The organism is Cytobacillus firmus (genome assembly GCF_023715565.1).
In the GTDB taxonomy this organism is placed as follows: Bacteria; Bacillota; Bacilli; order Bacillales; family Cytobacillaceae; genus Cytobacillus; species Cytobacillus firmus_C.
On sequence record NZ_JAMBOJ010000036.1, the window covers coordinates 20,463 to 47,324 of the forward strand.

Here is a 26,862-nt window from a genome sequence, read left to right on the forward strand (position 1 = left end):
ACAATGAACCTGTTCCTTTGTCCCAGGCCCATGTTATAATGAGAAACTTAGGAATTATGAGCTGTGCTCATAATGGAGGTGTAAAGTAATGAATAAACGATGGACCATCAGTAAAATTAACGAATTTGTTGAAAAGAACTCGGATAGTAAGCTGCTATCAACGGAATATCATGGCTTTTCTCAAAAGCTGCTTTTTCAATGTGAATGCGGCAGCCAGTTTGAAAAATCATTTACGAAATTCAAAAATAATCACCAGCGCAAATGTGACGTTTGCCAGCCGCCTAAAGCGCCACGCTAAAGGGATACGGGGACAGGTACACTGTCCTTTTTTCAGTTCTTCATTTGAAAATTATCTTGAAGGCAGGTTATTAAATGAAAACGGAAAAAGAAAAAATGCTGGCCGGAGAAATGTATGATCCTGCCGATCCAATTTTATTAAAGGAACGTGAAGAAGCAAGACGAATGGTCAGAATGTACAATCAGACTCTGGAGACAGAAAGTGAAAAGAGGACAAAGTTATTAAAGGAGTTACTTGGGTCAAGTGGTGAAAACGTATATATGGAGCCCAATATCAGATTTGATTATGGCTATAATACCCATGTAGGAGAAAACTTTTTTGCGAATTTCGACTGTACCATTCTGGATGTCTGTGAAGTCCGTTTTGGAGATAATTGCATGCTTGCGCCAGGAGTACATATCTATACGGCAACACACCCTCTTCATCCTGCAGAACGAAATTCAGGCAGGGAATATGCAAAGCCGATTACGATTGGAAACAATGTGTGGATCGGGGGAAGTGCCGTCATTAATCCCGGTGTAACAATTGGGGATAATGCAGTGATTGCGTCAGGTGCTGTTGTTACTAGAGACGTCCCGGCTAATGTTGTAGTGGGCGGAAATCCGGCAAAAATCATTAAACAGATTGAACTCTAGATCGTAAAAGTCATTTTCATTGTGGATTTGGCTTTTCTAATGCTCAGGAAAAAGCTGTGCTGCACGCTGCAATTCCCATCCCACGAATACCTCTGCATGAATAACCTGAAGCCTCTAAGAGAAAACTTCTTAATAAAAAGGCCGGAGGTAAACTCATGAAAGAAAATAAAGAAGGACTGGGAAAGGAATTAAGAGGCACCCTGCATAATCAGGATTCGAAGGATGAAAGCATTACAGAATATGGCCTTGAATCAGTTGCAGAAGGCTGCGATTTCGCTGAAGGAGAAAGGGAAAAGCCGCCTGAATGTGGCGGACTATAATATGTGACAGGGCTTAGAGGTATTATTTTAGCTTAAAATTATGCTAAGCACTTTATTTCATGCACACAGAAAATTACTATAGTCTTCCAAATCAAAGGCTCCCTGCTGAAGGGGGCTATTTTTATTGATGGGATTTGTCTGTTCTTTTAGGGAACGTAAAAACCCCCACAATTGTGAGGGTTTCGCTGTAACTTAATGATCTTTCTTTTGTTTTTTTGCCAAAATTGTCCGGAGTTCGTTAATATCCTCCTCAGTCAGGGAGTCTTCCTGAATGAATTGGACCAGCAAGGATTTTACCGTTCCTCCATAAATTCGTTTAATAAAGGATTGAGCTTCTGCCCGCTGACATTGATCCTGTGAATAAAGCGGGAAAAAGGTATAGATTCGCTGATTTTTATTTACTCCAACTACATTTTTATGGACAAGCCTGTCCAGAAGAGTCCGGATTGTTTTGGGCTTCCAGTCTGTACGCTCTTGCAAGGATTGAATGACTTCATTAGCTGTTTTAGGTGCACCGTGCCAAAGAACTGTCATGACTTCCCACTCGGATTCTGAAATGCTGGGAATCCTCTCAGTCATATGACCATCCTCCTTAATTAATGAGATATAACGAATTAATAAATGCCTTTCTGCTTCAATATAGATAATGTGATTTCTGCTGCTTTACTTCCACTAGAGTAATTATCATTCTGGATATTCGTTGCAAAAAAGTATGTGTCCTGCCCTGACTCAACATATCCGATAAACCATCCATTGATGTTTTTTCCATTTACAGTGCCAGTACCAGTTTTTCCTGAAAGGAGGGCTCCCTCTTTTCTCTCTAGTTTAAGGGAATCCTTCACTGCCTGGATATTGTTGTCTTTATATCCAAATTGGTTTGCATAGAAGCTTTTAAGCAGCTGAACTTGTTCCACAGGAGAAATTTTAAGGGAGGATTCCAGCCAATATTCCTTTATTCCACCAGATAAATCGCGATTTCCGTAATTGATTTGGTCTAAAAAAGTTTGAATCGTACCAGACTGCATCTGCTTGTCTAACATCTGAAAATACCATGTTACGGAATTTCTCATGGCAGAAGTTAAATCCTGATCCGTATTCCAGGACTCAATCGGATACGTAAGTCCGTTCCATTTTGCCGATGAGTTTTCAACCGTAATGGTGCCTGACTCTAAACCCAGCAGAGCACTATAAATCTTATAAGTGGAATTTGGCGAAACCCTTAATGTGCTTTGATGTCTATTATGAATAAGATATTGATCTGCTTCATTATCATACAACACAAAGCTTCCGTCATATCCTTCAAAGTAATTGCCTAAATCCTCATAAATAATGTTTTCATCTTTCAAGTTATAGCTGCTATTTTCACGACCCATAGCAGAGATAAATGGAGCTTGGCCTGCAATAAATATCCCTGCCAAAATGAGTACAGCCGCACTTTTCCATCTCAGCCGTTTTGATTCCGGTTTAAAACAGGCAATTTTTCCGATTCTCGTTTTGATTTGTTTCTTTGACCCGTTTAAGTGGTTTGCCAAATCGACTGTCACTGCCCTTGAGGTTTTATGGGCAAAATGAATAATGCTGTTTCCATACTCAATATAATCAGGCTCATCCAGGATATTTAAAACCCCTGCATCACAGGCGATTTCGCGATCCAGCCTCATTCTCCTTAAAGCAAGCCAAACTAGTGGATTAAACCAATATAATATCTGAAGAATCATCATTAAATAGTTGACCGCAAAGTCTTTATTTTTATAGTGCTTCAGTTCATGTAAAAAAATATATTCTATCTCTTTTTCAGTAAGCCATTGATCAAAATGACGGGGGAGAACCACATATGTTTTAAAAAGTCCAAACGTCATGGGGGTTTTAACGAGAGATGACTCTCCGACAATAATGCATTTTGTAATCTTCAGTTTGTGTTTGCAGTGTTCGAATAAGGATAAAAGCTCATTATTTCTAACACAATTGGTGTGTTTCTTTACTTTATTGATCTTAAGCATTGCGAACAGCATAAATACAGTTAGAATAGCCACTCCGGAAATCCAAGTGTAGAAGACAGCATTACTTAAGAAGGCTAAATTATAGCGTTCTACTGAAACGGTTAAGTCCTCCATCCAATTAATTTGACTTATAGAAGTATCTGCAGCAGGAGCAGTTTGGGAATGAAGGCTGCTATTGTTGTTATTCCAAAAAGAGAATGAATCCGCAAATGGCATGAATTGTAATGGAATATAAGGCAGTGGCAGAGCAAGCAATAAAAGAAACCAAAGGTTATAGTGAGTTTGTGCTGTTAAATACTTCTTGAAAATTTTTTTAAAAAGAAGAATGACTCCGATTGTAAAGGAAGACACCAGCAGACATTCAAAAAAAACAGCTAAAGACTGTGAGTTTGTGATCATTCTCAGACCTTCCTCGCACTTTTTGACATTCAGTTTTAATTCCATAGATAAAATGAATACCAACCATTCTAGCATCCTATTTCTACTTTAACAAATTAGAGAGATCATAGAATCTCTGATTAAAGCACGGTTTGACAAATTAAGATTACATATGTAGTATTAGATTACACTCGTAGTCAATATTTATTTTAAAAGAATGGCTTGAGAAAAACTTTTAGAGGAAAGAGGTATAAATATGAGGAAGCATGTTAATAAGAATAGGTTAATAGGAGCCCGGCTAGTCTGTTTGGCTCTGTTTTTTCTTTTTGCCCTGACTGGCTGTGCAAATGGCAATTCTCAAACAGATGCCAGTGCAGCAGGAAAATCTAAAGAAACTTCTTTAAATACAAGTCAAAAATTCAAACAACTGGAGAAGAAATTTGACGCACGGCTTGGAATTTATGCATATGACACAGGAACAAAAAAGAAAATTGCTTACAGATCTAATGAAAGATTTGCTTACGCATCTACATTTAAGCCGCTGGCAGCTGCCATATTGCTGGAGAGAAAATCATTGGAGGAAATGGATAAAATCATTACATACACAAGTGATGACCTGGTTACATATTCTCCGGTTACAGAAAAGCATGTAGAAACTGGCATGACTTTAAGAGAGCTTTGTGAAGCGGCAATCCGGTTTAGCGACAATACCGCAGGCAACTTAATATTAGAGGAATTAGGTGGACCTGAAGGATTCAAAGCAGCTTTAAAGGAAATGGGGGATACAGTCACAAAGCCTGAGCGTTTCGAGACTGATTTGAATGAGGCAAAGCCGGGGGACAACCAGGATACAAGTACACCAAAGGCACTTGCAGCAAGCCTTCAGAAAGTTTTAATTGGCGATTTTCTAACTGAGGAAAAGCGAAACATTTTAACCGATTGGATGCGAGGGAACGCTACTGGGGATCCATTAATCCGTGCCGGTGTGCCAAGCGGCTGGGAGGTGGCTGATAAGAGTGGTGCAGCAGGGTATGGCACACGAAATGACATTGCGATTGTCTGGCCGCCGGACAGAGAACCTATTATCATGACAATCCTCTCAAGCAGGAATTCAAAGGATGCTGAATTTGATAACGCTTTGATTGCAGAGGCAGCGGAGGTGACCATAAAGGCGTTGGATTAAAACATATGAAAGGGGAGATATATTCATTACAGATTCGGACTATGTTTACCCCTGAAACTAGTATTATCAATTTTATCAAAATAGAGAAAACTCGTCATAAATGGCGGGTTTTTTTAGTTTTATTATTTTGCTAAATTGTTCCTGGTGATATAGTCATACAGAAGATAGTTTGATAACGGTTATAAAAAAAAGTAAAATAATTTAAATTGACTGAATAGTAAAATTGTATTATTATTCTAACCATTATATATTTTCGCAACACGAATGAATAGGTAATCAACTAAGAGGGGGAAGATTTATGTCACAGATGTTAGCGTTAGTTATTCTTTTACTTATTTTATTCATAGGAGATCTGGTTGCAGTCCGGACTAAGGCATGGGTGCCATCCATTTTTATCTGTGCCGTTCTGTTCCTTGCTGGATATTGGACATTCTTTCCGCAGGATATCGTAGCATTGGCAGGGGTTCCGCCGGTTGTTGCAACGATGATGATGTACCTATTAATTACCAATATGGGAACATTGCTATCCATTCAGGAATTGAAAAATCAGTGGAAGACCATTGTAATTGCTTTATCAGGGATCTTAGGGATTATCGCCATCTTATTTGGAATTGGAACATTTATTTTTGGATATAAAACGATGATTGTAGCGATTCCTCCTTTAGTTGGAGGTGTAGTATCTGCCTTAATCATGTCTGAAGGAGCAAAAGAAGCAGGTCTTGCTTCATTATCGGTCTTTGCAATTGTGATTTATGTGATGCAGGGATTTGCGGGATACCCGCTTACATCCATCGTCCTGAAAAAAGAAGGAAAGCGGCTTTTGAAGCAGTACCGAAGCGGCCAGCTTGTTTTTCAGACGAACAAGGCAGCTGAAGAGACGGCTGCAGCAGCAGAGACTGTTAGACCTGGACTGAAGCTCATTGAAAAAGTGCCGGAGAAATATAATACAGACTTCTTCAAATTTTTAAGATTGGCTGTTGTATCTTATCTTGCTTACCTGACTTCAACACTGCTTGCACCTGTTGTCAATGTCAGCCCGTTTGTCCTTTGTCTATTATTCGGGGTTATTGCTACAAGCCTTGGCTTTCTTGAAAAGCAAGTGCTGCAAAAAGCAAATGGCTTTGGCTTTGCGATCATGGCCCTGATGCTCTTTATTTTTGACGGCTTAAAGCAGGCTACCCCAGGGATGATGCTAGAGATTATTTATCCGCTTGCCGGTACGATTATTCTGGGCGTAATCGGAATGTATATCTTCTCATTTATCGCAGGGAAAATTTTAAAAGTGAGCAAGGAAATGGCCTTCGCTGTTTCCCTTACAGCTCTATATGGTTTCCCGGCAGACTACATTATTACAAATGAAGTAATAAAATCATTGACAGAAGATGAAAAAGAGAGGGAGATGCTGACAAGTAATATGCTTCCGCCTATGCTTGTCGGGGGATTCATCACAGTTACCATTGTGTCGGTAGTCTTGGCTGGAATATTTGTCGGATTATTATAAGAAGGGGATTGAACGTAATGAGTGAAGTTCAAACAGGGAAAAATGTGAATCTGGATAAAGTTCAGGAGCGAATTGAAAACCATATTGACACCATAAGCACATATACAGCGACACCTGGCAGAGGAACAACCAGATTGACTTATAGCCAGGAGGATCTGCTTGCACGGCAGTATATTAAGGAGAAAATGAAGGAAGCAGGCTTGAGTGTCCGTGAAGATGGTTTGGGCAATATTTTTGGAAAGCTTGAAGGATCCTTGAAAGATGCACCGAGTGTTCTGGTCGGCTCTCACTTTGATTCCGTGCCGAATGGAGGGGCCTATGATGGACCAGCCGGAGTAGTGGCAGGGCTTGAAGTGGCGAAGCTTTTTGCTGAAAATGGATTAGCGCCAAAATATCCTTTGGAGGTTGTCGCTCTTATTGAGGAGGAGGGCTCCAGATTCGGCGGCGGTCTAATGGGGTCACGCGGAATGGCAGGTTTGCTGACCGAGGAAGACTTCAAAACATTGAAGGATAAAGATGGCATTACCACAATTGAAGCCATGAAGAAAATTGGGCTCGATCCTTCTCTCCCGAAAGCAAGGGACCAGAAGTCAGTCAAGGCTTATCTGGAACTGCATATTGAACAGGGTCCTATTTTAGAAGAAAAAAATATTCCAATTGGGATTGTCGAAGCAATTGTCGGTTTAACGCAATTGGAAGTAACCGTAAAAGGACAAGCCGGTCACGCAGGAACCACACCAATGGATAGAAGGTCAGACGCGTTGGTTGCGGCAGCCGGGATGATCGCCCAATTTCCTGAGCTGGCAGCAGCTGAAGGAAATGGGACGGTTGTGACAACGGGGCGATTGCAGGTATATCCAAACGGAGCGAATGTAATTCCCGATCAGACAGTTTTTTCAGTAGATATACGTTCTGGCAAGGAGGAGCATGTCCTGAATGTCATACGGAAAGTAAAGGAATTAGCCGAGTCCTATCATGATAACGGTGTTGAAATAACCATTGAACAGCCTTTATATATACAGCCAAAAGAGATGAATAAAGAGATTGTCAGTCTTTTAAAAGAGAAAAGCAGTAAACTGGGATACCCTTCATACCTTATGAATAGCGGTGCAGGACACGATGCCATGGTTTTCGCTGACTACACAAGTACAGGAATGCTGTTTATTCCGAGTAAAAACGGACTTAGTCATTGTCCGGAGGAATGGTCAGATTCCCGGCATATTGCAGAAGCAGTTCAGATTCTTTTTGAGGCAGCAGCAGAGTTAACGGAGGCGGAATAAGTCATGATTCATAACAGATTAAAAGAAATGATTGCGGCATATAGCGATGAATTAATAGAACTGCGCAGAACATTGCATCGTAAACCGGAAGTATCATGGGAGGAATTTGAAACCACTCAACTTATCTGTGAGTACCTGGATGGACTGGGCATCGATTATAGAAGAACGGAACCAACCGGTGTCATTGCTGAAATTGCAGGAGGGAAGCCTGGAAAGACTGTAGCTTTAAGGGGAGACATGGATGCGCTGCAGGTGGAAGAATTAAATAAAGATCTTCCTTATGCATCCACAGAAAACGGCAAAATGCATGCATGCGGCCATGATGCTCATACTGCCATGCTGCTGATTGCCGCCAAGGCATTAAATGAGATTAAAGAAGATCTTCCGGGGAATGTCCGTCTTCTGTTCCAGCCAGCCGAAGAAGTGGCGGAAGGGGCAAAGATGATGGTGGAACAGGGTGCAATGGAGGGTGTGGACAATGTCTTTGGCATTCATATCTGGTCGCAAATGCCGACACATAAAGTATCCTGTACACCCGGGCCGTCCTTCGCATCAGCAGATATATTCAAAGTGACATTCAAAGGGAAAGCCGGGCATGGGGCAATGCCGCATGATTGCATTGATGCCGCTATTGTCGCCTCTTCCTTTGTTATGAATGTGCAGAGTGTGGTGTCGAGAACCATTGATGCCCAGCAGCCTGCAGTAGTAACCATTGGGAAAATGATTGTGGGTACAAGATTCAATATCATCGCTGAAAATGCAGAAATTGAAGGGACAGTGCGCTGTTTTGATCCTGAAACAAGAGATTATATTGAAAAACAGCTGCAGCAGTATGCTGAAAATACGGCAGCTATATACGGTGCTAAAGCAGAAGTGGAATACATCCGGGGTTCGCAGGCTGTAATCAATGATGAATCGAGTGCGCAGCTGGTCCAAAAGGTTGCCTCAGAAGCTTTCGGGAAAGATGTGCTATTTAATGAAAAGCCCACAATGGGGGCAGAAGATTTCAGTTTTTACCTGGACCAGGCACCTGGCAGCTTCGCCCTCGTCGGCAGCGGCAATCCGGAGAAAGATACAGAGTGGGCACATCACCACGGCAAATTTAATATTGATGAAGACGCCTTATCAACTGGTGCAGAGCTATATGCACAATATGCCTGGGCATACTTTAATGAAAAGCCGTAAAGCTGTTCAATCCGCTCCCTGAAATAGAGGAGCGGATTTATTCTGTTTGAAGACAAGACACGAAAAAAGGAAGCAGTCGATTGAGCCTGCTTCCTATATATAAGTCATTTATAAAATTCCTTTGACAAAGGAGATTGGTTGATTGATGGCTGCAAATCATCATGAATAATTTTGCAGATACCGTGGCGGAATGTAGTCTAGAGGTAATGGACGTAAAAGGACTTTAATATCAGAGGGCATTTCAAAATCGCGCTGTGCCTGTTTTAGGTAGTGGTACATTGCTTTCCCGGCGCCTGAATTGGCTGAATGAACAGTTATGCGATCTGCGAATAACTGTTTTTGAACCATCATTTGGACAAGCATAAGACCATTTCTTGATTTGCTTACCAAATCATGGTCTAAAGACAAGTGGTCAATGTCATAGGTCTGAAGCAAAACGATACATTCATCAATGGTCTCAACTAATACATGACCATCCGGCGCTTGCCTATAATCATCAAGAAAGACACTTATTTTCTCCATTTTTTAATCCCCTTTCGAAGGGGTGACTAGGAAAAGTCATGGTGACCCTAAGGTGTGATACTCATTTCATTGTAACATACATATGGATGCAAAGATACCTGAGAGGGATTTATTGGAAGGCTCTTCATTGGAAAATAGTGATAGCAGAGGTCTTAACTTTAAGGCTGAAGTCTATGAGAAGGCTCACGTCTGCCTTGCGGATCTATCCAGCCTGGAGCGAAATTAGTCGGTTATCATTGGTAATAGAAAAGTAAAAGTTTATATGAAAAAGACATAAAAACGACCACACGCCCCCATAACATAAGGACAAGTGTGGCCATAGTTTAGCTGCCGAAGGATTCCCCGATTTAGAATGATCCTAGGCGGAAATCTCAGAGCTTGCAACAGTATTGTGCTCTCTGTTTCTAATGAAACAAACCGGATTCCTTTGATTTCTTCATCAGTGCTTTCGTTTTTCTGCTCAATGGCTCCTTCAGGAAAGTGCCAACTAATAGCGCAATGATGCCAAAAATCATGAGAACCAAGAGGTCTCTGTATACTTTTTCCCAAACTATGCCGCCTACAGCTTCTCTCATAATGTCAATTACATAAGAGAATGGCAGGAAGGGATGAATGGTTTGGAAAAACTCAGGAAGCAGGGCAATCGGATAGGTTCCGCCCGCACCCGCAATTTGGAGCACCAGCAAAACAATAGCCATAGCTTTTCCTACATCTCCAAATACAGATACTAAGGTATAAACAATTAATATAAACACTAAACTGCTTACCAGTCCAAACAAGAGAAACCATACTGGTTCTGCCACATCCACTCCCAGCAAGAAGATATCACCCAGAGTCACTATTAGGGTCTGTGCAAACCCAATGCTAAGGAAGGTGAGCAGTTTGCCAAAATAGATTTGTCTTTCCGTAAATTCTTCAGAATGATGAACATCTGTAGCCAATAAAGAAATTAATAGTAAAGCACCTACCCAGATCGAAAGTACGGTATAGAAAGGAGTCATACCCGTTCCATAATTTTGGATTGGAAATAGACTGTTTTTATTGAGCTGAACAGGTTCTTCGAAGAAACCTTTCTCTGCCTCGGGATCATTTTGCAGCAGCTCAATGATCTCGTTGATGTCTGTCTCACCCTGGATTTCCCTAATCCTGTCTGCTAATTGATTAACCTTTTCGTTTACATAAGGAAACTCTCCTAATAGGTGCTTCAGCGTTTTTTCTCCTTCACCTAAGTTCCCCTCCGTATTAGCAAGGATTTTTTCAATCTCAGGTATGGCGGATTGAATATCGGTCAGGATATTCCGGGCGTTGTTTAATGTGTCCTTGGCGCTGGCCACTTCTTTTTTGATGGCTGGCCGAATGCTTTCGTTATATTCTTTCACAAATGTGTCGATCCTGTCTGCAGTTGCAGCTGAACGTTCCTGAAGCCGGGTGATGAACTCATCTGCTTCCTGCTGTTTGTCTGAAAGAAAGACAGTGACCTTTTGCCCGTTTTCCTGGATCGTCTGCAGTTCCTGTTTTAACAAGGCGACTTGTTCCAGAGCCCTGTTAATTTGCTCCTGATTTTGGTTTGATTCTTGTTCCTTATTGGTTTCCTGCAGCTGCTTTAGTGCTGATTCAATAGTTTCGAGGCTCTGAAGAGAACCCGCTATCTGCTCATTGATTTGATTGCTTATTTCCTTTCCCTGGTCCAGGTTCAAGTCAGAGGATTGCACCGAAGAGACAAAATCGTTTATTTTTATCGCCATATTCTGGACACTCTCCAGGTTCTCCTGGATTTGGGGTTCCATTGAATTTAGGCGATTCTCTGCCTCATTTAGGAATGTCATCGTTTCATTAATGGTCTGCAGGCCGTTGCCTGTTGCACGTTTGGCATCAGGAACGAGTGCTTGTGCTTTATCAATCATATTTTGAGCGTTTTCTGCATCTGAAAGGGAGCTGCTTAATAAAGAATGAATTTCAGGAAGCTTTTCCTCTATTTGAAAAATATACTCCTCGAACCGCTTTATATCCGGAAGGTCCTTTTCAATCTCCAGGCCCAATTCATTAAATTTCTCAAAAATAGTGCCATTTACGGATGAGATGAAATTGCTTGTAACCGTATCGACAATCCCGCCAGCGCCCTTATCTGTAATCTTAGGTGCAATGGCATTGATTTTTTCATTCACATAATACTCAATTTTCGCTTTTTCAGGCTTGTCTTCAATGACGGTTCCCAGCTTCTGAGAAAAATTCTCCGGGATTACGATGACAGCAAAATAGTCACCGTGTTCTACCTTTTCCATCGCTTCTTTGCGGTCATCAAAGTGCCAGTCCATATCGTCGTTCTTCTTCAATTCCTTAACGATATCATCCCCAATATGGATGTTCTTATCACGAACCACTGCTCCGGCATCTTCATTTACGATTCCCACTGGAAGCTGATCCGTTTGACTATAGGGATCCCAAGAAGCCACAATGTTAAACCAGGCATATAAAGAAGGCAGCAGCGTTAAGCCTCCAATTAATACTGCCGCAACCCAATTAGTAAAAATACTTCTAATATCATTCTTATAAATTTTCCACATTCTTTTCAGTCCTATCTGCTCGTCTTCATATAGATTTTGTGAATAATTGTTTAAATATATTCAGAATCCCAGTGTACACAACAATTCAACCTCTATACAAATGCTAAGTACCAAATGGCATGACAATAACATTCGAAGCTAAAAAGTGAAGGATATGGATTTATATGTGAAATGAATAGATGAGAAGAAAAACTGGGTGAGGGTAAAATGGATTGGTATTTCAGGAAGGCAGCATTTGATGCTATTACACAATTAAGAATACAGTTTTTTAATAGCAGTTGGAGATGTTAACGAAGGAAACAAAGATTTGGTATTTAATGCCAATAGGAGATGTTTTCAAGAGAAAATGGAGTCTAATATTAAAGCATTCTGGATGGAGCTGCTGCATTTATAATATCAGCTGCTTGTGCTTGCGATTTTATTTCTTATTTAATTCGGGCTTTGGGTTACCTGGAAGAAGCTACTGCCTCTTTTTCCTCTTCTCTATATAAACCCAAGAGTAGTAAATCACCCAAAAAGGGAAGGGAACTATATAAATTAAGTAAAATTCCTTATATGGAATGATAAAGGTCGAAGCTATAAAAATCACAAGGGCTGGAATTAATAGAATAAAGTATTTTCTCCAGTGCAAATTCATTCCTCCATGGTGTTTAATCAATAGATAGTTTCATAGGATAATAATACCAACTATAGACTTGTAATCAAGCTTTTATTTTTTCTGCAAACTGCAGCGTGAGTTTATTGACAAACTTTTCAAAAAAATATGATGAAATTCCTGCCAATTCTCACATTGGCCTAAGGGGACTGTGGGAAGTTCATTCATCTTTGTAAAGGATGGGTAAAGATGAATAAAGAGAAATTGATGGAAAGTGCACGCAGTATAAAGGAGAGAGCTTATGCTCCCTATTCCAAGTTTCCAGTTGGAGCTGCTTTATTACTGAAAGACGGTACTGTCATTAATGGAGTGAAAGTGGAAAATGTCTCGTTAGGTGCAACAAATTGCGCCGAGCGAACCGCTATTTTTACTGCAATTGCTAACGGTTACATAAAAAGTGATTTTCAAGCTATAGGTGTAGCTGGTGATACGGCAGATTTTCTTCCGCCGTGCAGCATTTGCAGGCAGGTGTTAGCAGAGTTTTGTTTGCCTGATATGCCAGTCTACTTAACAAATGAGAAGAAAGAAATATTGGAACTTACATTAAAGGATTTATTGCCTTATGCATTTACGGATTTAGAGATGTAGCATAAATAGGGGACAAGCTTTGATCGATATATTCAGAGCTTGTCCTTTTGTTTTTATAGAAGGAATTTCCAATTAAGCATAGAATAGTTTAATGGTGCATTCATACACTTTTTTTCAGTCGCATGAAATTTAAAGCAGTATTTTTTGTTATGAAAGCTACTGTCCATTCTATAGGGAGGTACTGATCTTGGGTGTAAAAAATAAAAATCAAGTGAATAGAAAAGCTGTATGGTCATTGTTTGGGTTAGGATTTGGAGCAGGTGTGGGGGCAACCTTAGGAATTTTAGCTTACAATTTTCAGTGGCTTGGATAGAAATCATAGTTCGGCAGATTAGACGGTAATAAGAATTCTAGTGGTACCCGCACCCGGGAAGTGAGGGTACCATTTTTATTCTCTATCCATATCAATCGCAAAGGTATCCTTAAGTCCCTTTAATCCAGAAGGGGTTATTTTGATAGCCCGGGTTTTGGGGATGCGCTGGATCCAATTTCGTTCCAGGAGTTTCTCCAGGATTGCATTCCCCAGTGCGCCTGCAAGATGATGGCGTCTTTCGCTCCAGTCCAGACATTTATGGGAAAAAGAGCGGCGTTTCTTCTTCAATGAGGTAAGGTCTATTTGCATGGAGTGGAAAAATGCTTTTCCATCTTCCGTAACACTGAATGTGTCCTTTTCTTCAGCGATAAACCCTCTTTTAGTTAGTGATTCAGTTATTTGCACTCCTAAATTTCCAGCGAGATGATCATAGCATGTTCTGGCAGAGCGGATTGCTTTATCTTCAGAGGCATGTTTAAAAGATTTAATTTCTGCAGCAGGGGCAATGGATAGAAAGGATTCCATCACTCTGGCAACTTCTTGATTCATGATGCCATAATACCGGTGCCTTCCCTGTTTTTCTGCTGTCACTACTTGAGCATCCAGCATTTTTTTGAGGTGGAAGCTGGCCGTTTGCGGTTTAACCCGTGCCATATGGGCGAGCTCGTTTACAGTATGAAATCGGCCATCCAATAAGGCGGTCAGTATGGCTGCCCGACTTGGTTCACTGATTAAAGAAGCAACTTTTGCAACGTTAGAATTCACTGTCATATCCCATTCCTCCATGTAATCCATATTTCGATGATAATTGAAATAATCAGCCCTTACAATAATAATTGAAAAAATATTCAGGAGGAACAAGATATGAAAAAGAAAGAAATAAGAACTAAACCCATTCAGCCAAAAATTTTATACTATGGAACACCAGTGGTCTTGTTAACAACACTTAATGAAGATGGGTCTTCCAACATCAGCCCGTTATCCTCGTCATGGGCTTTAGGGGAATGTATTGTTCTGGGAATTGGAGAAGGGGGAAAGGCATTGGAAAACCTTCGTAATCATCCGGAGTGCGTGGTGAACGTTCCAGGCCCCGGCCTCTGGAAGAATGTAGAGGCTTTGGCACCGCTGACAGGCAAGAATCCAGTGCCGGAATACAAGCGGGATAATTCATTTCGTTTTGAAAGGGATAAATTCTCGGCAGCCTCCCTTACAAAGCAGGAAGCAGAAATAGTGGAGCCGCTTAGAATTCTGGAATGTCCCCTGCAAATTGAGAGCAGGGTGGAACACATCAGGATGCCGGAGCATGACCCAAGCTTTGCTATCGTAGAAGCAAAGGCATTAAAAGTTCATGCACATACATCCATCATTATGGATGATCAACATGTGAACCCCTATGAATGGAGTCCGCTTATTTATAATTTCAGACATTATTACGGACTGGGCGGACATCTTGGGAAGACATTCAGGGCTTAATCTCCTGGAGTAAGGGAAATCCCTCTTCTTAAACTAAAGGGCTAAAAAAGAAAGGAAAAGCACAAAAAGAAACGAAACAATATACTCGTGAAGAAATATCGGAATAGCGGGGGATTCCATGTCAAAATATATTAGTATTTTCTTCTTATCTGTACTGGCAAGTGCCTTGCTCTTTATTATATTGGGTTCAGTATATATGGTCGGAGGCGATCCGGCAGAAGAAGCGGTATACACATTCGGAACAATTATCGTCTTAATGCTGTCATTAATAATTTCGCAAATGTGTTATTTAATAGAATTGAATAAAAAGAAAAAGTAACTCACTGTTATAGCTATTTTAGAGAGACCGGCTCCCCAAGTTCATTGAACGGATGCTTAAAGTCAAATGCGAAGGAATCAGGTCCATGCTGGATATAAGTATTATATCTTTTGAAGGCTTCCTTCCAGGAAACATCCGATAACTTATCTGTCCACCATACCACATAATTAGGCTGCCTCTCCGGAAGAGGACCAAACCACTTATTCCTGTCCTGCAATGCTTGCCTATGGCGACCTGAATAGGTAAACCGGTATAAGGATTGCAGGTCTTGCCATACAGTTAAGGTAAGGACAGGAGTTCCATTGCCTTTAATTTTTTCTTCAGGGAGTTTTACTCTATTAGGATTGAATTCTTTTATAAGCTGCCCGGTTTTAGCGGCCTCTCTCATAACTTGATTTCCTGCTATAAAGAACTCCCTTGAGGCAGGGTGTTCTTCTGGATACTTTAGCTGACCAACTGTCAAAATTGGCGCAAATGCCACGAACATTCCTCCATATATTCTTTTTTTATACCTATATTCCGGAATGAATGGACTAGTGCCTTAATGGAGGGATAAATAAATGAATGCTGACATTTTTAAGAATGGCATTCTAATAGAAGCTTACTTTACTTCCCGTAAGCGCTGCCCTTCAAGAATATCCCGAATGCCTTCTTCGCAGACGCCATAAGAGCGCCAGGAACAAGTTTCGCAGACAGTCTGTATATCTGTTGGAAGAGCATGCTTCCGGATGTTTGACTCAATGTCCTGCCAGTACAGAATTTGTCCGATATGAAGTCCTAATTTCTCCAGAATAACAGCATCTCTTTCGTAAATATCATTGTGTTCACAATGGTATTCACCTGAGTTGGGATACTTTTCACACAAATGATCTGGCCCTATTACTAGCTGTATCCATGTCCTGGGATTGTCTCTCAAGGTTTGATGAATACGCGTCATATTTTCCGCGTATTCCCGGGAATAGCCCATTCCCCGATAGCCCAGAAGACAGAAGAGATGATGGCCTCGCAGCTTATACATAAAATCCCCCCATTGTTTCAAGTAGAAATAAATGTTAACTTCAATTTTTAGAAGGTTAACATATTTTTATATTATCATATCAAATTATTTTTGGCTGATTGACTTTATGAACAATGATTGTGAGCACATTGTTTGTTGACGTATTTCATTCCGGTTTTTATAATCTTATCAAGTGATAGGTTCCGCTTACTTGAAAGGATTTTGTCTATGAATCCCGCTGGCACTGACCACCTCATCAGGAACCCTTACTTCAAAGGGCCTTGCGGTAACGGTTATTGGCGGTTTAACATCATCTACACTGCTGACATTAATTATTGTTCCTGTTGTGTATGAATTATTTTTCCTGAAGACGTCTAAGATAGAGAGAAGATCTGAGGGAAAATAGATGGATGGGACGGTCAGTCAGGAATTTATTTCTGCCTGTATTGAATTACTCATCACAAGTTGGTATATTATCATATATATGTAATCAATGATGTGATCAAGTAAATAAGGATTGTGAAACAGAAAATATAGCCTGGGCTGAGAGCTATATCACCCCTCCTTATTGAAACCTGCCACGGAGATGTTAGGAAAAAGCTAACCGGGTCGTTTCGTTATTAACGATTAGAGGGCTTTAGATTTTGTAAAGCCGAACTAAGGTGGTACCGCGTCTATCAGCATAAAGACGTCCTTTTGAAGGACTCTTTATGCTTTTTTTGTTTTAAAAATATTTTCAGGAGGAAAAGAAGATGTCTCAAAACACCAACAATTTTACAAAATGGTATCTGGATACGATACAAAAAGCAGATTTATTTGATTACACCCCTGTTCGCGGGTGTATCGCCTTTAAGCCTGATGGCTATGAAATTTGGGAGCATATTCAGGCAGAGATGGATAAGCGTTTTAAGGAAACCGGCCACCGCAATGCCTATTTTCCGATGCTGATTCCGGAGAACTTTTTTCAAAAGGAAAAGGATCATATTGAAGGGTTCTCGCCGGAGCTTCCTTGGATCACAGAAGCGGCAGGAGAGAAGCTTGAGGAGCGCCTGGCACTGCGTCCAACTTCTGAAACGATGATTGGACATTTATATTCCGATTGGATTAAAAGCTACCGGGATCTGCCGGTCTTAATCAATCAATGGGCGAATGTATTCCGCTGGGAGAAGAAAACTCTTCCTTTCATCCGCACATCGGAATTTTTATGGCAGGAAGGCCATACAGCACATGTGGACGAAGAAGATGCACGCAAGGAAACAATGCAGATGCTTGAAATCTATAAAGAAGTGGTTGAAGGCTTGCTTGCGATTCCGGTTTATGATGGGCAAAAAACTCCATCCGAGCGCTTTGCAGGTGCGGTTGATACGTTTAGCATTGAAGCAATGATGAAGGATGGAAAAGCAGTACAGGCGGGAACGTCCCATTACCTGGGCACGAAGTTTGCGGAAGCCTTTGATATCAAATATTTGAACAAAGAAAATAAACATACTTTTGTCCATACAACATCATGGGGTACATCGACACGGTTGATTGGCTCTGTCATCATGGTTCATGGTGATGAACAAGGCCTTGTGCTGCCTCCAAGAGTAGCACCAACTCAAGTGGTGCTGATTCCTGTAGGCCCATGGAAAAAGAACCCTGCGATTATGGAGAAATTAGATGAAGTCTTTGCTGCATTAAAGGCCGAAGGAATTCGCGTACGCCTTGATGATTCCAATCAGTCACCAGGCTATAAATTTAATGAGTGGGAGCTAAAAGGCGTACCTGTCCGCATAGAGCTTGGTCCTCGTGATTTAGACCAAAATCAATGCTTAATGAAGGCACGTGATCTTGGGGACAAAGTGGCTGTACAGCTTGACTCGGTTATCGAAAGCATCAAAAAAGAGCTTGAAACCATGCAGACTCGTCTATTTGAAAAAGCAAAAGCATTCCGTGCAGAGCATTCGCACACACATATCGATACAATCGAGCAATTAGAACAGCACATTGCCCAATCTGAGCAAAAAGATGCCATCCCAGGCTGGATCTTAGCCGGATGGTGCGGTGATGACGCCTGTGAAGAAAGTGTAAAAGAAAAAACAAAATTCACGACACGAAACATTCCGTTCAACCCGCCGTCAACGAAAGATACATGCATCCACTGTGGAAAAGAAGCGAAGCATACAGTATGGTTTGCCCGGGCTTACTAAGCTGGGAATTGGAATATTAATGTTAAGGCCGCCTTACTTGAGGCGGCTATTTCTTATTGCTTCAAAGCTTACGAAATTTACTTTTTTGCTTTGGATATTCTGTTATAATCATATATATCTAAAAATTTAGATAATTAAAGTTGTATTAAGGAGGAAGGTAATATGACTAATAAATATATTGGCGAGAAAACACTAGGAGAATATTTCTAAGAAAAATTTAAAGGCGTTGAAAGGGGAAAGTGAATTGAATCAAACCTTATTAATTATTGATGCCCAGCAGGAGTTAATTGATGGGAACCAGGAAGAGAGTGCTGTTTTAAATAAAGAGCACCTTATTGAGAATATCAATTTAGTGATTGAAAAAGCAAAACAATCAGGTGTTCCAGTTGTCGCTGTTAGGGATCTGGATGTTGCGGAAGGGAAAGGAAAGGGATTTCAGGTTCACGAAGATATAAAATTGCCTGCAGAAGCAAAGTGCTTTGATAAAAAGGCAACCAATTCTTTTCATGGAACAGGACTGCTGGATCACCTGAAATCTCAAAAGATCAAGCATGTTGTTATAATGGGCTGTAAAACCCAGCATTGTATAGACAGTGCTGTTAGAACGGCAACGATTAGCGGATTGGATGTTACATTAGTAGGTGATGGGCATTCAACAACGGACAGCGATGCTTTATCTGCTGAGCAAATTATTAAGCATCATAATGAAACACTTCACGGCCATTACAATGTGGAACATTTTGCAGTTGTCAGAAAAGCATCGGAAGAATTGTTTCAACCGATACATGATTCTTATAGGTAAGCTGAAATTTTTGGTATTAACATTAGAGCCCCAATTTCATACTTAGAAATGATCAAAATCCAAAGTATTAGATGATAACGGTCTTTCAAGCTAAAAAAATTCTTCATAATTTTAACCTTTAAGGCTCTTGTAGCAGCTGATCCTAAAATAAATCTTCTCCGTTTCTATTTTTATCACTGTTAGCTCATTAAAAGGCAGCAGTTTTAGCTATATAAGTATCTGTATAAGATTATTCATTTGCAGTATTAACTGCAAACTTTTTTACACGGCCATCTTTTGTATGTAATTCAAAATATCCTACCTTTTGAGGATTTTTTTCAAATTTTACTCCACAATTACTGAACTTATCCTTAAGGCAAAAAAGATAAATATCTAATTTCTCGTCTTTTCCCTTTTCGGTTTTTATTTTTCCATTCTCCCTGTTCCAAATTGGCGAATAGTGTTAGGGAGAAAGTCTTAAAAACAGGAGATTACTATGGGTTATGTAATGGATTTAAGAAAGATAGTTGGAAGCCGTCCTCTTGTAATTACTGGAGCAGCTGTCATCATTTCGGATGAGAATAATCGGCTTTTATTACAATTAAGGAGGATAATAATTGCTGGGAGCTGGCGGGAGGTTCTCTGGAGCCCGGTGAAGCACTGGAAGACGTGGCAAAGAGAGAGATGCTTGAAGAAACAGGGTTAACAGCGAATGATCTTTCGCTTTTTAATATTTATTCAGGTGAAGAGTTTTACTATAAATACCCTCACGGTGATGAAGTATATAATGTCGTTGCAGCTTATATTTGCAATAACTTTGATGGGGAACTGAATATTGGCGAGGATGAGGTGAGCGATTGCGATTTTTTCATGTTCAGGAGATTCCCTCGAATATTAATCCTCCCGATCAAAGAGTGATTAAGGATTATGTTCAATCTATCTAGAAAGGAGTTCCGAAGAGGAGCTCCTTTTTTCGTCCTTAATCTCGAATTGGGATAATTTTCTATAAATAAAGATAAAATTGGTTTGGAGGAATGAATAGAAACATTTTGTCAAAAAGAGAAAGGAGTTAGAACATTGAAAAACAATAAAAGGTTTTTGGCGGTACTGTTATCAATAGCCATGTCAGGAGTATTGGCTGCTTGTGGGAACTCATCTGAGGAATCGAGCGGTGAGCCAACCGGTAACAGTTCTGTTCAAGAAGAAGATATCGACACTACGGAAATTGAGCCTGAAGGATCACAGGGAATGGAAGAAGAAAAATCTAACGGCAGCAGTAATACTGCACAGTCCAATGACAAAGACAATTCAGTTGAAGCTTCAAATGATGTTGATGCAGTTGATGAAAATAAAAACCCCGAAAGCAATAAAGATACATATCTTAAGAAGCTAAATCAAATGGAAGAAGCGGACAGAAACGCAGAAGCCAAGACAACGACCGCAAAAATGGTGAAACAGGAGGAAGAAAGATATAGAACGTGGGATGATGAGTTAAACAAAATCTATGGGTTGCTGGAAGAACAGCTTGAAAATGATCAGATGAACCAACTAAGAGAAGAACAGCGGAAATGGATCCAGCAAAGAGATGAAGCGGCTAAAGATTCTTCCCTAAAATACAAAGGGGGTTCTATGGAACAATTGGAATATGTGGCTACTCTGGCAAGTCTGACAAGAGAAAGGTGTTATTTGTTAGTTGCGAAGTATATGAATTAGGATACAGCATCTATTCATTTCCTTTTTCCTTTTTCTTATTGGTCGCCTTTATGAAGCGAATCGAAAGCACAACAGATGTTGATGGTATGACTTCAAGTATTATTACACCATTTCCTGAGTTCTTTTTTACTATTTTTCGATATTCTGTAATCACTTCTATTATTGCTGTTATCATTGCAATTTTATTTGTTTTCAACGAAGGAAAGTGAATAACAAACACAGCTGCCAATCCGGGTAGCATTTAGTTAAAGAAGGAATTTGAAATGTATGACAAATCTTCTTAAGTTTATGAGTTTGTTCTAGGAGGCCAATATGGAGTGGGTTGAAATAAAAGGTAATGACGATATCAAAGATGTTTTAGATAGGTATGGTCATTTTCACGATAGCTGTTTAAAAGAGCTGATGATGTGGACTGAAAGTTATGTAGATCATAGCAGGTCAATGCGGGTTGGGGACGGGCTTGATACTAAAATACAAATGCTTTTTCAGAGACAGTTTCTTAACCCGTCGGCAATAGAATTATTGTTTGAAGAAGTAACACATTTTCAGCTTAAGCCAAGGGCTGAAAACGATGATTCCATTATCTATGATGCTGTCCTAATGCTGAGAGAGAATACCTTTTATTGGCAAATTCCGCTGATTGACACCTAATGGCCTTAATGGAGAGGTTACATGGATTGCTGCTAAAAAGGTTAAATGGCGGGATGCAAGTGATTGGATGGGGGAGGAGAGAAGATACAAATCCGCTATTGAAGTGTAGTGTCCGGTTTTGATTAATCAAAAGGCTTTATAAGTGAAAGTTGGCGGAAGAATAAACGGAAAGCATAGCGTACTCAGGCTAATGTTTTCATAAGCAGGGATGGAACAACCGGCAACTAACAATAGATTGAATAAACTTATAACCTTCAATTAAATGAACTTAATTTTTGCAGGTGGAAATTTGAAATTCTAATAACGATTTGGATAGGGGAAAGAAATGAAAGCTATAATTCAAAATGAATTTGGTGATGCTAGTGTCCTTACTTACTCAGATGTTGATTTACCTACAATAGGTGAAAATGAAGTTTTGATAAAAGTGGCTTATACAAGTGTTAATTATGCAGATATAAAAAAACGTAAAGGAAATAAAGGAAAAGGTAGTTTTCCTTTAACGCTTGGATTGGATGTTTCGGGGACAATTGAAGAAGTATCTCCTGCATCTAAATTTTCAAAGGGAGAACGGGTTATAGCCTTCCCGAAGTCTGGTTCCTATGCAGAGTATGTTGTAGCAAATGAGCAACTAGTATTTAAAATTCCAGATAGTCTACCATTTGAACAAGCCGCATCAATGCCCACCGTTGCTATTTTATCCTATATGCTTCTACACGATATCGGTCAAGTCAAAGAAACTGATACGATTGTGATACATAGTGCAGCAGGTGGTGTAGGCTCAACGCTTGTACAATTAGCAAAATTAGCTGGTGTTCAAAAGATTATAGGAACTGTGGGTAATTTAGCTAAAGAAAATTATGTGAAAACATTAGGGGCTGATATCGTTTGTACTTACGATACATTTGTTGATAAGGTATTAAAGGAAACCCATAACTTTGGAGCTAATATTATCTTTGATTCGGTTGCTGGCGATGTATCAAGTAAGAGCTTTGAATGTTTAGGGCTGTATGGAACACTTGTTCAATTTGGCAATAGTGGTGGGAAACCTGGTACATTTAAAACAAGCGATGTCCATAGTAGTTGCAGAAACATTAAAGGTTTTAGCTTAGGGACGACGAGAAAACATTGTCCAGAGCGATTGGCACCTGTCGCTGAAAAAATTTTAGAGCTGTTTGCTTCTAAACAATTGACCCTTCCTATTGCTCAAATCTTCAATTTGCATGATGTGAAACTTGCTCACAAATTAATTGAAAGCCGTAATTATGAAGGTAAAATTTTAATCAAAGTTTAAAGAATAAAAGTTCATATTATTTTAATGGTTCAACTTCCATAAAAATAAATAAAAGAAGACCATTGGTTTTTCTTTTATTTATTTTAATAGCTAGTCCGCAGGGAGTTCTTGCCGATATTCGATAAGTCTCAACGAATAGCAATTCTTGAACATTCTGTGAATACCAGGAAAATACCACCTGATTTTAGTACCAGGTATTATGTTTGTCACTATTCAATTAACCCCATTCGCACAATAATGGAGAAGAAATAAATTGGCGATGAAATGGGGTAGTTCTTTTGAAATTTCCACAATTAAAAATCGGTCATATGACCCCCGAGTTACCCATTATACAAGGTGGGATGGGCGTAGGGATTTCGTTAAGCGGACTGGCATCCGCTGTTGCGAATGCAGGCGGGATTGGCATTATTTCAGGAACAGGCATTAGCATAGAAGAGTTAAGGCAGCATATACGAAAGGCCAGGGCATCTATCAAGGGTAAGGGCTATATTGGGGTGAATGTTCTATTTGCCATGAATGATTTCGCTGAAAAGATGAAGGCTGCCATTGAGGAAAAGGTGGATTTCATTATTTCAGGTGCCGGAATATCAAGGGATATGTACAATTGGGGCAAAGAATCTGGCACACCGGTCATTTCAATTGTGTCATCTGCAAGGCTGGCCAAAATGTCAGAAAGGCTGGGTGCTTCTGCTGTTGTCGTTGAAGGCAATGAGGCAGGAGGACATTTAGGCACCGAAAGGCCCTTATTCGATATTTTACCGGAAGTAGTGGAAGCTGTTAAAATCCCTGTCATTGCAGCTGGGGGAATCTTGACAGGAGAAGATATCGCGCATGCCGTTCGCGTAGGCGCTTCCGGTGTTCAGATGGGAACAAGGTTTGTCGCAAGTCATGAATGTGATGCACCATTATCCTTCAAAGAAAAATACGTTCATGCCAAACAGGAAGATATCGTTATGGTGAAAACCACCGTAGGATTGGAAGGCCGTGCCATTAAGAATAACTTTACTGAACAAATTTCTGACAATAAAAAGGTAAAAATAAAGAAATGCATCGATTGCCTGAAAAACTGCTCCTACCGATTTTGCACATTGGATTCCCTGTTCACATCCATGGAGGGGGACTGCGAGAATGGTCTCGTATTTGCGGGGGCAAGAGTCCATGAAATTAACGAGATTCTGCCTGTTCAGACGATTATTCATAACATCAAAAGGGAATATGAAGCTTGTGTATAATTTTATAAGGCAGTTTTGTCCCTGGACGAGACTGTCTTTTTAATTTGGTTTATGTTTCGCTGGACTTGGAGCATATGTTAACCAATTTGTTTGGGACAAGCGATGATTGTTTGCCCGCGCAATTCGTGATCCTTTTCATTCCAGCCATTCATTTTGCATAATATTCTTCTAACCATTTCTATTTCATAGTCAATTTTGGAAGCATCAACTTTATGAAACTCTTGCATATCTTTGTTCGTATAAGATAAAAAGATTATAAGGCGGGATGTTGTATGTCTGATCCATTTTTTGTGGGAGATGTTATGTTTCAAGTTGTTCCCATTTTTGTTGGCATTATTTTCATTATTGTCATTGGCGGTTTTATATTTTCCATTTTTAAAGGGATTGGACAGTGGAGAAAAAATGAGCAGTTACCAAATCTAAAAGTTCCGGCTATTGTTTCTTCAAAACGAGCAGATGTTTCCAGAAGCTCAAATATTCATCATCATGATAACCATCACCACCATTCTTCAAGTACCCACACAAGGTATTGGGTTACTTTCGAGTTCGAAAGCGGCGATCGTTTGGAGTTCCATATTTCTGGGGATAAGTATGGTTTGCTTTCAGAAGGTGATATTGGAATATTAAACTTTCAGGGGACCCGGTTTTTAGGTTTTGAGAGGAATAAGGTAAATAGAGGGGATGCTTAAGCAGAATTGGTGGAGCATATTGGTAAATCAGTTGCTTTTTAGGATACTAACATCAATGGGGATAATGAACCCCCCCCACACTGATTGAAGGTTCACTTTATACCGGGAATACTTAACTATTTACAAAAATTATCTTGGGATAATATAATGATTTAGTGTTCTATGCTTAATCTTATTTTAAGAACGGGGGACCCATTATTTACGGCGGAGTTTCCGCACGGGGTGAATCCAGTGAAATGGAAGGGCTTAACGTTTCCATAGTCCTAACCCGAAAGCTAACCTCGTCAGCGTTTAAGGAAACATAAGAGAATATGAATCAGAGTGAATTGACAATTGTCGATTTTCTTTTTTTTGAGACAGCTTTGTTTCCCTTGCCTGAGCAGCACGTTAAAACTAAACAAGAAGGTAGGGTAATTTATGAAAAGAATTAAAATAAGTTTAGCCACTCAAATTTTTATTGGCCTTGTTTTGGGTATTGTGGTTGGCGGAATTTTTTACGGTAATGAATCAGCGCAAAGTCTCTTACAGCCCTTTGGTGATGTGTTCATCCGTTTAATTAAAATGATTGTGGTTCCTATTGTATTATCCACGATTATCGTTGCTATTGCTGGTGTAGGAGATATAAAATCCGTTGGTAAGCTTGGCGGTAAATCATTGGCTTATTTTATCGGCATGACATTGGTTGCCATTGTGGTTGGGTTAGTTGCCGGGAATGTTTTTCAGCCAGGTTCCGGCCTGAATATGGACAGCCTGCAGCAAAGTGACATTTCAAATTATGTCGAAACTAATAAAGAACAGGAAGGCAAGTCGGTAGCTGATACGTTCTTACATATTGTGCCTACTAATCCGGTACAAGCCATGGTTGAAGGAGATATGCTGGCCATTATCTTCTTTGCTGTTGTATTTGGACTCGGAATCGCAGCAATCGGAGATGTAGGAAAACCGGTTCTTAGATTTTTCGAAGGTACGGCCAAGGCGATGTTCTATGTAACGAACCTGTTTATGAAATACGCGCCGATCGGGGTGTTTGCTTTAATTGGTGTTACGATTTCCAAGTATGGTTTCGCCTCATTGATTCCATTAGGCAAGCTGGCGCTTACTGTATATGGATCCATGATTTTCTTTGTTCTTGTTATTCTGGGAATCATGGCAAAAATTGTCGGGTTCAGTATCTTTAAATTATTGAAGATGATCAAAGAGGAATTAATTTTGGCCTTTTCAACAGCAAGCTCGGAGACAGTTCTTCCTAGAATTATGGACAAAATGGAGAAAGCGGGAAGTCCGAAACATATTGCTTCATTCGTTATTCCGACAGGTTACTCTTTTAACCTGGACGGATCTGTTTTATATCAGGCGATTGCCTCTTTATTTATTGCCCAGATGTTTGGGATTGAATTGAGCATCGGACAGCAAATTACGCTAATGTTAGTGTTGATGGTTACATCGAAAGGAATGGCTGGCGTACCGGGCGTATCTTTTGTTGTGCTGCTGGCGACATTCAGCACCATTGGATTGCCTGCAGAAGGACTTGCCTTTATTGCCGGCATCGACCGTATCCTTGACATGGGACGTACAGCAGTTAACGTGGTGGGGAACTCACTGGCGGCAATTGTTATTGCGAAATGGGAAGGGCAATTCAACCCTCCAGCAGAAGAAAGATATGAACAACAAGCGTCATAGTAGAATGGGAAACACTAACAAATGTATTCGTTTGTTAGTGTTTTTTTGTGTAGCCAGATAGTTGGGTTCCGACACAGGAAGGTGAAAAGGTTTGGTTTAAGTCAGAAGTTGGCTCCGGTTCTGACACAGGAAGGTGAAAATGTTGGTCAAGCCCATATAATTGTGTAAAAAGAAAATGAGTCAAATTAATTCCTTTGGTCAACAATGTTATCAGCTACGAAAAACAAGTTGGAGGAATTAATTATGACTCAATTACAGTTCAACCTAAATCTTGACAATTTAAAAGAATCCGTCATGGATTCAAACATCGACTCAGTGATAAAGGCTTCTATTGTCCTGGTATTAAATGAGTTCATGGAAAAAGAACGTGATCATCATCTGAATACATATCCTTATGAGCGAACAGCTAGCCGTCATGATTACCG

The 26,862-nt window shown here is 40.1% G+C and carries 30 protein-coding genes, 2 pseudogenes, 1 riboswitch and 1 other annotated feature; of the genes and pseudogenes, 23 read left to right on the forward strand and 9 right to left on the reverse strand.

Annotation, left to right across the window (positions count from 1 at the left end; translation table 11 throughout):
• Nucleotides 1–88: 88 nt before the first annotated feature.
• The 3 genes from M3205_RS15205 to M3205_RS15215 all read left to right on the forward strand — a co-directional run bounded on the left by M3205_RS15205 (nucleotide 89) and on the right by M3205_RS15215 (nucleotide 1,253).
• Entirely contained in the window at nucleotides 89–298 is a 210-nt protein-coding gene (locus M3205_RS15205; protein ID WP_251170700.1) for a hypothetical protein, read from the forward strand.
• A gap of 74 nt (nucleotides 299–372) precedes the next feature.
• Nucleotides 373–933, forward strand: a complete 561-nt coding sequence (locus M3205_RS15210) for a sugar O-acetyltransferase (RefSeq protein WP_251170701.1) — start codon at nucleotides 373–375, stop codon at nucleotides 931–933.
• A gap of 155 nt (nucleotides 934–1,088) precedes the next feature.
• Nucleotides 1,089–1,253, forward strand: a complete 165-nt coding sequence (locus M3205_RS15215) for a hypothetical protein (RefSeq protein WP_251170702.1) — start codon at nucleotides 1,089–1,091, stop codon at nucleotides 1,251–1,253.
• A gap of 192 nt (nucleotides 1,254–1,445) precedes the next feature.
• Here the strand turns inward: M3205_RS15215 and blaI are convergent, their stop codons facing one another.
• Together blaI and M3205_RS15225 are read right to left on the reverse strand one after the other, a co-directional pair.
• A complete protein-coding gene (gene blaI, locus M3205_RS15220) occupies nucleotides 1,446–1,832 on the reverse strand; it encodes a penicillinase repressor BlaI (RefSeq protein WP_251170703.1) in 387 nt (128 codons plus the stop codon).
• 35 nt (nucleotides 1,833–1,867) lie between these two features.
• On the reverse strand, nucleotides 1,868–3,652 hold the full coding sequence (locus tag M3205_RS15225; protein ID WP_251170704.1) for a BlaR1 family beta-lactam sensor/signal transducer: 1,785 nt from the start codon (nucleotides 3,650–3,652) through the stop codon (nucleotides 1,868–1,870).
• A 235-nt stretch (nucleotides 3,653–3,887) separates the two neighbouring features.
• Here M3205_RS15225 and bla point away from each other — a divergent pair, with 235 nt between their 5' ends.
• The 4 genes from bla (at nucleotide 3,888) to M3205_RS15245 (ending at nucleotide 8,780) form a co-directional block, all read left to right on the forward strand.
• On the forward strand, nucleotides 3,888–4,814 hold the full coding sequence (bla, locus tag M3205_RS15230) for a class A beta-lactamase (RefSeq protein WP_251170705.1): 927 nt from the start codon (nucleotides 3,888–3,890) through the stop codon (nucleotides 4,812–4,814).
• 298 nt (nucleotides 4,815–5,112) lie between these two features.
• On the forward strand, nucleotides 5,113–6,315 hold the full coding sequence (locus M3205_RS15235; RefSeq protein ID WP_251170706.1) for a hypothetical protein: 1,203 nt from the start codon (nucleotides 5,113–5,115) through the stop codon (nucleotides 6,313–6,315).
• Between the two features lie 17 nt (nucleotides 6,316–6,332).
• Nucleotides 6,333–7,595 (forward strand): Zn-dependent hydrolase, encoded by a 1,263-nt coding sequence (locus M3205_RS15240; RefSeq protein WP_251170707.1) that lies wholly within the window; start codon nucleotides 6,333–6,335, stop codon nucleotides 7,593–7,595.
• 3 nt (nucleotides 7,596–7,598) lie between these two features.
• Nucleotides 7,599–8,780: a M20 family metallopeptidase gene (locus M3205_RS15245; protein ID WP_251170708.1), complete on the forward strand. Its 1,182-nt coding sequence runs from the start codon at nucleotides 7,599–7,601 to the stop codon at nucleotides 8,778–8,780.
• A 159-nt stretch (nucleotides 8,781–8,939) separates the two neighbouring features.
• Here the strand turns inward: M3205_RS15245 and M3205_RS15250 are convergent, their stop codons facing one another.
• Nucleotides 8,940–9,302, reverse strand: coding sequence for a cyclic-phosphate processing receiver domain-containing protein (locus tag M3205_RS15250; protein ID WP_251170709.1), 363 nt, complete (start codon nucleotides 9,300–9,302; stop codon nucleotides 8,940–8,942).
• Nucleotides 9,303–9,384: 82 nt separating this feature from the next.
• On the opposite strand from M3205_RS15250, the gene M3205_RS15255 reads away from it, so the two are divergent.
• The gene (locus M3205_RS15255) at nucleotides 9,385–9,528 is read left to right on the forward strand and encodes a hypothetical protein (protein WP_251170710.1); all 144 of its coding nucleotides are present in this window, start codon (nucleotides 9,385–9,387) and stop codon (nucleotides 9,526–9,528) included.
• 178 nt (nucleotides 9,529–9,706) lie between these two features.
• Here M3205_RS15255 and M3205_RS15260 read toward each other — a convergent pair whose 3' ends face one another.
• Complete coding sequence (locus tag M3205_RS15260; RefSeq protein ID WP_251170711.1) at nucleotides 9,707–11,866, reverse strand: YhgE/Pip domain-containing protein; 2,160 nt, start codon at nucleotides 11,864–11,866, stop codon at nucleotides 9,707–9,709.
• An 844-nt stretch (nucleotides 11,867–12,710) separates the two neighbouring features.
• On the opposite strand from M3205_RS15260, the gene M3205_RS15265 reads away from it, so the two are divergent.
• Both M3205_RS15265 and M3205_RS25655 read left to right on the forward strand, forming a co-directional pair.
• On the forward strand, nucleotides 12,711–13,109 hold the full coding sequence (locus M3205_RS15265) for a cytidine deaminase (protein WP_251170712.1): 399 nt from the start codon (nucleotides 12,711–12,713) through the stop codon (nucleotides 13,107–13,109).
• Nucleotides 13,110–13,296: 187 nt separating this feature from the next.
• Nucleotides 13,297–13,422, forward strand: a complete 126-nt coding sequence (locus M3205_RS25655) for a hypothetical protein (RefSeq protein ID WP_285886430.1) — start codon at nucleotides 13,297–13,299, stop codon at nucleotides 13,420–13,422.
• A gap of 75 nt (nucleotides 13,423–13,497) precedes the next feature.
• Here the strand turns inward: M3205_RS25655 and M3205_RS15270 are convergent, their stop codons facing one another.
• A complete protein-coding gene (locus M3205_RS15270) occupies nucleotides 13,498–14,193 on the reverse strand; it encodes an ArsR/SmtB family transcription factor (RefSeq protein ID WP_251170713.1) in 696 nt (231 codons plus the stop codon).
• Nucleotides 14,194–14,286: 93 nt separating this feature from the next.
• Between M3205_RS15270 and M3205_RS15275 the strand changes: the two genes are divergently transcribed.
• The gene (locus M3205_RS15275) at nucleotides 14,287–14,895 is read left to right on the forward strand and encodes a flavin reductase (RefSeq protein ID WP_251170714.1); all 609 of its coding nucleotides are present in this window, start codon (nucleotides 14,287–14,289) and stop codon (nucleotides 14,893–14,895) included.
• Nucleotides 14,896–15,013: 118 nt separating this feature from the next.
• Nucleotides 15,014–15,214: a hypothetical protein gene (locus M3205_RS15280; RefSeq protein WP_251170715.1), complete on the forward strand. Its 201-nt coding sequence runs from the start codon at nucleotides 15,014–15,016 to the stop codon at nucleotides 15,212–15,214.
• Between the two features lie 13 nt (nucleotides 15,215–15,227).
• On the opposite strand, the gene M3205_RS15285 is transcribed toward M3205_RS15280, so the two are convergent.
• Together M3205_RS15285 and M3205_RS15290 are read right to left on the reverse strand one after the other, a co-directional pair.
• A complete protein-coding gene (locus M3205_RS15285; RefSeq protein WP_251170716.1) occupies nucleotides 15,228–15,695 on the reverse strand; it encodes a DUF3291 domain-containing protein in 468 nt (155 codons plus the stop codon).
• A gap of 120 nt (nucleotides 15,696–15,815) precedes the next feature.
• Nucleotides 15,816–16,232: a DUF1284 domain-containing protein gene (locus M3205_RS15290; protein WP_251170717.1), complete on the reverse strand. Its 417-nt coding sequence runs from the start codon at nucleotides 16,230–16,232 to the stop codon at nucleotides 15,816–15,818.
• A gap of 211 nt (nucleotides 16,233–16,443) precedes the next feature.
• On the opposite strand from M3205_RS15290, the pseudogene M3205_RS15295 reads away from it, so the two are divergent.
• The 5 genes and pseudogenes from M3205_RS15295 to M3205_RS15315 all read left to right on the forward strand — a co-directional run.
• Nucleotides 16,444–16,617, forward strand: a pseudogene (locus M3205_RS15295) (efflux RND transporter permease subunit); the annotation flags it as partial.
• Nucleotides 16,618–16,695: 78 nt separating this feature from the next.
• Nucleotides 16,696–16,910: a binding site (T-box leader), on the forward strand.
• A 53-nt stretch (nucleotides 16,911–16,963) separates the two neighbouring features.
• Complete coding sequence (gene proS / locus M3205_RS15300; protein ID WP_251170718.1) at nucleotides 16,964–18,400, forward strand: proline--tRNA ligase; 1,437 nt, start codon at nucleotides 16,964–16,966, stop codon at nucleotides 18,398–18,400.
• A gap of 244 nt (nucleotides 18,401–18,644) precedes the next feature.
• Nucleotides 18,645–19,202 (forward strand): cysteine hydrolase family protein, encoded by a 558-nt coding sequence (locus M3205_RS15305; RefSeq protein WP_251170719.1) that lies wholly within the window; start codon nucleotides 18,645–18,647, stop codon nucleotides 19,200–19,202.
• Between the two features lie 475 nt (nucleotides 19,203–19,677).
• Nucleotides 19,678–20,125, forward strand: a pseudogene (locus M3205_RS15310) (NUDIX hydrolase).
• 133 nt (nucleotides 20,126–20,258) lie between these two features.
• A complete protein-coding gene (locus M3205_RS15315) occupies nucleotides 20,259–20,894 on the forward strand; it encodes a lysozyme inhibitor LprI family protein (RefSeq protein WP_251170720.1) in 636 nt (211 codons plus the stop codon).
• 10 nt (nucleotides 20,895–20,904) lie between these two features.
• On the opposite strand, the gene M3205_RS15320 is transcribed toward M3205_RS15315, so the two are convergent.
• Nucleotides 20,905–21,135 carry a hypothetical protein gene (locus tag M3205_RS15320; protein ID WP_251170721.1) on the reverse strand — a complete coding sequence of 77 codons (231 nt, stop codon included), beginning with the start codon at nucleotides 21,133–21,135 and terminating at the stop codon, nucleotides 20,905–20,907.
• Nucleotides 21,136–21,206: 71 nt separating this feature from the next.
• Here M3205_RS15320 and M3205_RS15325 point away from each other — a divergent pair, with 71 nt between their 5' ends.
• The 3 genes from M3205_RS15325 to M3205_RS15335 all read left to right on the forward strand — a co-directional run bounded on the left by M3205_RS15325 (nucleotide 21,207) and on the right by M3205_RS15335 (nucleotide 24,068).
• On the forward strand, nucleotides 21,207–21,545 hold the full coding sequence (locus M3205_RS15325) for a hypothetical protein (RefSeq protein ID WP_251170722.1): 339 nt from the start codon (nucleotides 21,207–21,209) through the stop codon (nucleotides 21,543–21,545).
• Between the two features lie 325 nt (nucleotides 21,546–21,870).
• A complete protein-coding gene (locus tag M3205_RS15330; RefSeq protein WP_251170723.1) occupies nucleotides 21,871–22,836 on the forward strand; it encodes a quinone oxidoreductase family protein in 966 nt (321 codons plus the stop codon).
• A 278-nt stretch (nucleotides 22,837–23,114) separates the two neighbouring features.
• A complete protein-coding gene (locus M3205_RS15335) occupies nucleotides 23,115–24,068 on the forward strand; it encodes an NAD(P)H-dependent flavin oxidoreductase (protein WP_251170724.1) in 954 nt (317 codons plus the stop codon).
• A 77-nt stretch (nucleotides 24,069–24,145) separates the two neighbouring features.
• On the opposite strand, the gene M3205_RS15340 is transcribed toward M3205_RS15335, so the two are convergent.
• On the reverse strand, nucleotides 24,146–24,295 hold the full coding sequence (locus tag M3205_RS15340) for a hypothetical protein (RefSeq protein WP_251170725.1): 150 nt from the start codon (nucleotides 24,293–24,295) through the stop codon (nucleotides 24,146–24,148).
• A 45-nt stretch (nucleotides 24,296–24,340) separates the two neighbouring features.
• On the opposite strand from M3205_RS15340, the gene M3205_RS15345 reads away from it, so the two are divergent.
• The 3 genes from M3205_RS15345 to M3205_RS15355 all read left to right on the forward strand — a co-directional run.
• Complete coding sequence (locus tag M3205_RS15345) at nucleotides 24,341–24,757, forward strand: DUF2500 domain-containing protein (RefSeq protein WP_251170726.1); 417 nt, start codon at nucleotides 24,341–24,343, stop codon at nucleotides 24,755–24,757.
• A gap of 153 nt (nucleotides 24,758–24,910) precedes the next feature.
• A riboswitch (cyclic di-AMP (ydaO/yuaA leader) is annotated at nucleotides 24,911–25,062 on the forward strand.
• Nucleotides 25,063–25,174: 112 nt separating this feature from the next.
• Nucleotides 25,175–26,437: a cation:dicarboxylate symporter family transporter gene (locus M3205_RS15350; RefSeq protein WP_251170727.1), complete on the forward strand. Its 1,263-nt coding sequence runs from the start codon at nucleotides 25,175–25,177 to the stop codon at nucleotides 26,435–26,437.
• A gap of 243 nt (nucleotides 26,438–26,680) precedes the next feature.
• Nucleotides 26,681–26,862 (forward strand): transposase (locus M3205_RS15355; RefSeq protein WP_251170728.1); only part of this gene is annotated, 182 nt, incomplete at its 3' end.

Coding starts and splice junctions, on each gene's coding strand:
- M3205_RS15275 (WP_251170714.1), top strand. CDS start 14,287: ATGAAAAAGAAAGAAATAAGAACTAAACCCATTCAGCCAAAAATTTTA.
- M3205_RS15290 (WP_251170717.1), bottom strand. CDS start 16,232: ATGTATAAGCTGCGAGGCCATCATCTCTTCTGTCTTCTGGGCTATCGG.
- M3205_RS15250 (WP_251170709.1), bottom strand. CDS start 9,302: ATGGAGAAAATAAGTGTCTTTCTTGATGATTATAGGCAAGCGCCGGAT.
- M3205_RS15240 (WP_251170707.1), top strand. CDS start 6,333: ATGAGTGAAGTTCAAACAGGGAAAAATGTGAATCTGGATAAAGTTCAG.
- M3205_RS15270 (WP_251170713.1), bottom strand. CDS start 14,193: ATGACAGTGAATTCTAACGTTGCAAAAGTTGCTTCTTTAATCAGTGAA.
- M3205_RS15210 (WP_251170701.1), top strand. CDS start 373: ATGAAAACGGAAAAAGAAAAAATGCTGGCCGGAGAAATGTATGATCCT.
- M3205_RS15205 (WP_251170700.1), top strand. CDS start 89: ATGAATAAACGATGGACCATCAGTAAAATTAACGAATTTGTTGAAAAG.
- M3205_RS15260 (WP_251170711.1), bottom strand. CDS start 11,866: ATGTGGAAAATTTATAAGAATGATATTAGAAGTATTTTTACTAATTGG.
- bla (WP_251170705.1), top strand. CDS start 3,888: ATGAGGAAGCATGTTAATAAGAATAGGTTAATAGGAGCCCGGCTAGTC.
- M3205_RS15255 (WP_251170710.1), top strand. CDS start 9,385: ATGGATGCAAAGATACCTGAGAGGGATTTATTGGAAGGCTCTTCATTG.
- M3205_RS15245 (WP_251170708.1), top strand. CDS start 7,599: ATGATTCATAACAGATTAAAAGAAATGATTGCGGCATATAGCGATGAA.
- M3205_RS15325 (WP_251170722.1), top strand. CDS start 21,207: ATGGAGTGGGTTGAAATAAAAGGTAATGACGATATCAAAGATGTTTTA.
- M3205_RS15215 (WP_251170702.1), top strand. CDS start 1,089: ATGAAAGAAAATAAAGAAGGACTGGGAAAGGAATTAAGAGGCACCCTG.
- M3205_RS15265 (WP_251170712.1), top strand. CDS start 12,711: ATGAATAAAGAGAAATTGATGGAAAGTGCACGCAGTATAAAGGAGAGA.
- proS (WP_251170718.1), top strand. CDS start 16,964: ATGTCTCAAAACACCAACAATTTTACAAAATGGTATCTGGATACGATA.
- M3205_RS15350 (WP_251170727.1), top strand. CDS start 25,175: ATGAAAAGAATTAAAATAAGTTTAGCCACTCAAATTTTTATTGGCCTT.
- M3205_RS15345 (WP_251170726.1), top strand. CDS start 24,341: ATGTCTGATCCATTTTTTGTGGGAGATGTTATGTTTCAAGTTGTTCCC.
- M3205_RS15280 (WP_251170715.1), top strand. CDS start 15,014: ATGTCAAAATATATTAGTATTTTCTTCTTATCTGTACTGGCAAGTGCC.
- M3205_RS15225 (WP_251170704.1), bottom strand. CDS start 3,652: ATGATCACAAACTCACAGTCTTTAGCTGTTTTTTTTGAATGTCTGCTG.
- M3205_RS15340 (WP_251170725.1), bottom strand. CDS start 24,295: ATGCAAGAGTTTCATAAAGTTGATGCTTCCAAAATTGACTATGAAATA.
- M3205_RS15235 (WP_251170706.1), top strand. CDS start 5,113: ATGTCACAGATGTTAGCGTTAGTTATTCTTTTACTTATTTTATTCATA.
- M3205_RS15330 (WP_251170723.1), top strand. CDS start 21,871: ATGAAAGCTATAATTCAAAATGAATTTGGTGATGCTAGTGTCCTTACT.
- blaI (WP_251170703.1), bottom strand. CDS start 1,832: ATGACTGAGAGGATTCCCAGCATTTCAGAATCCGAGTGGGAAGTCATG.
- M3205_RS15320 (WP_251170721.1), bottom strand. CDS start 21,135: ATGCTACCCGGATTGGCAGCTGTGTTTGTTATTCACTTTCCTTCGTTG.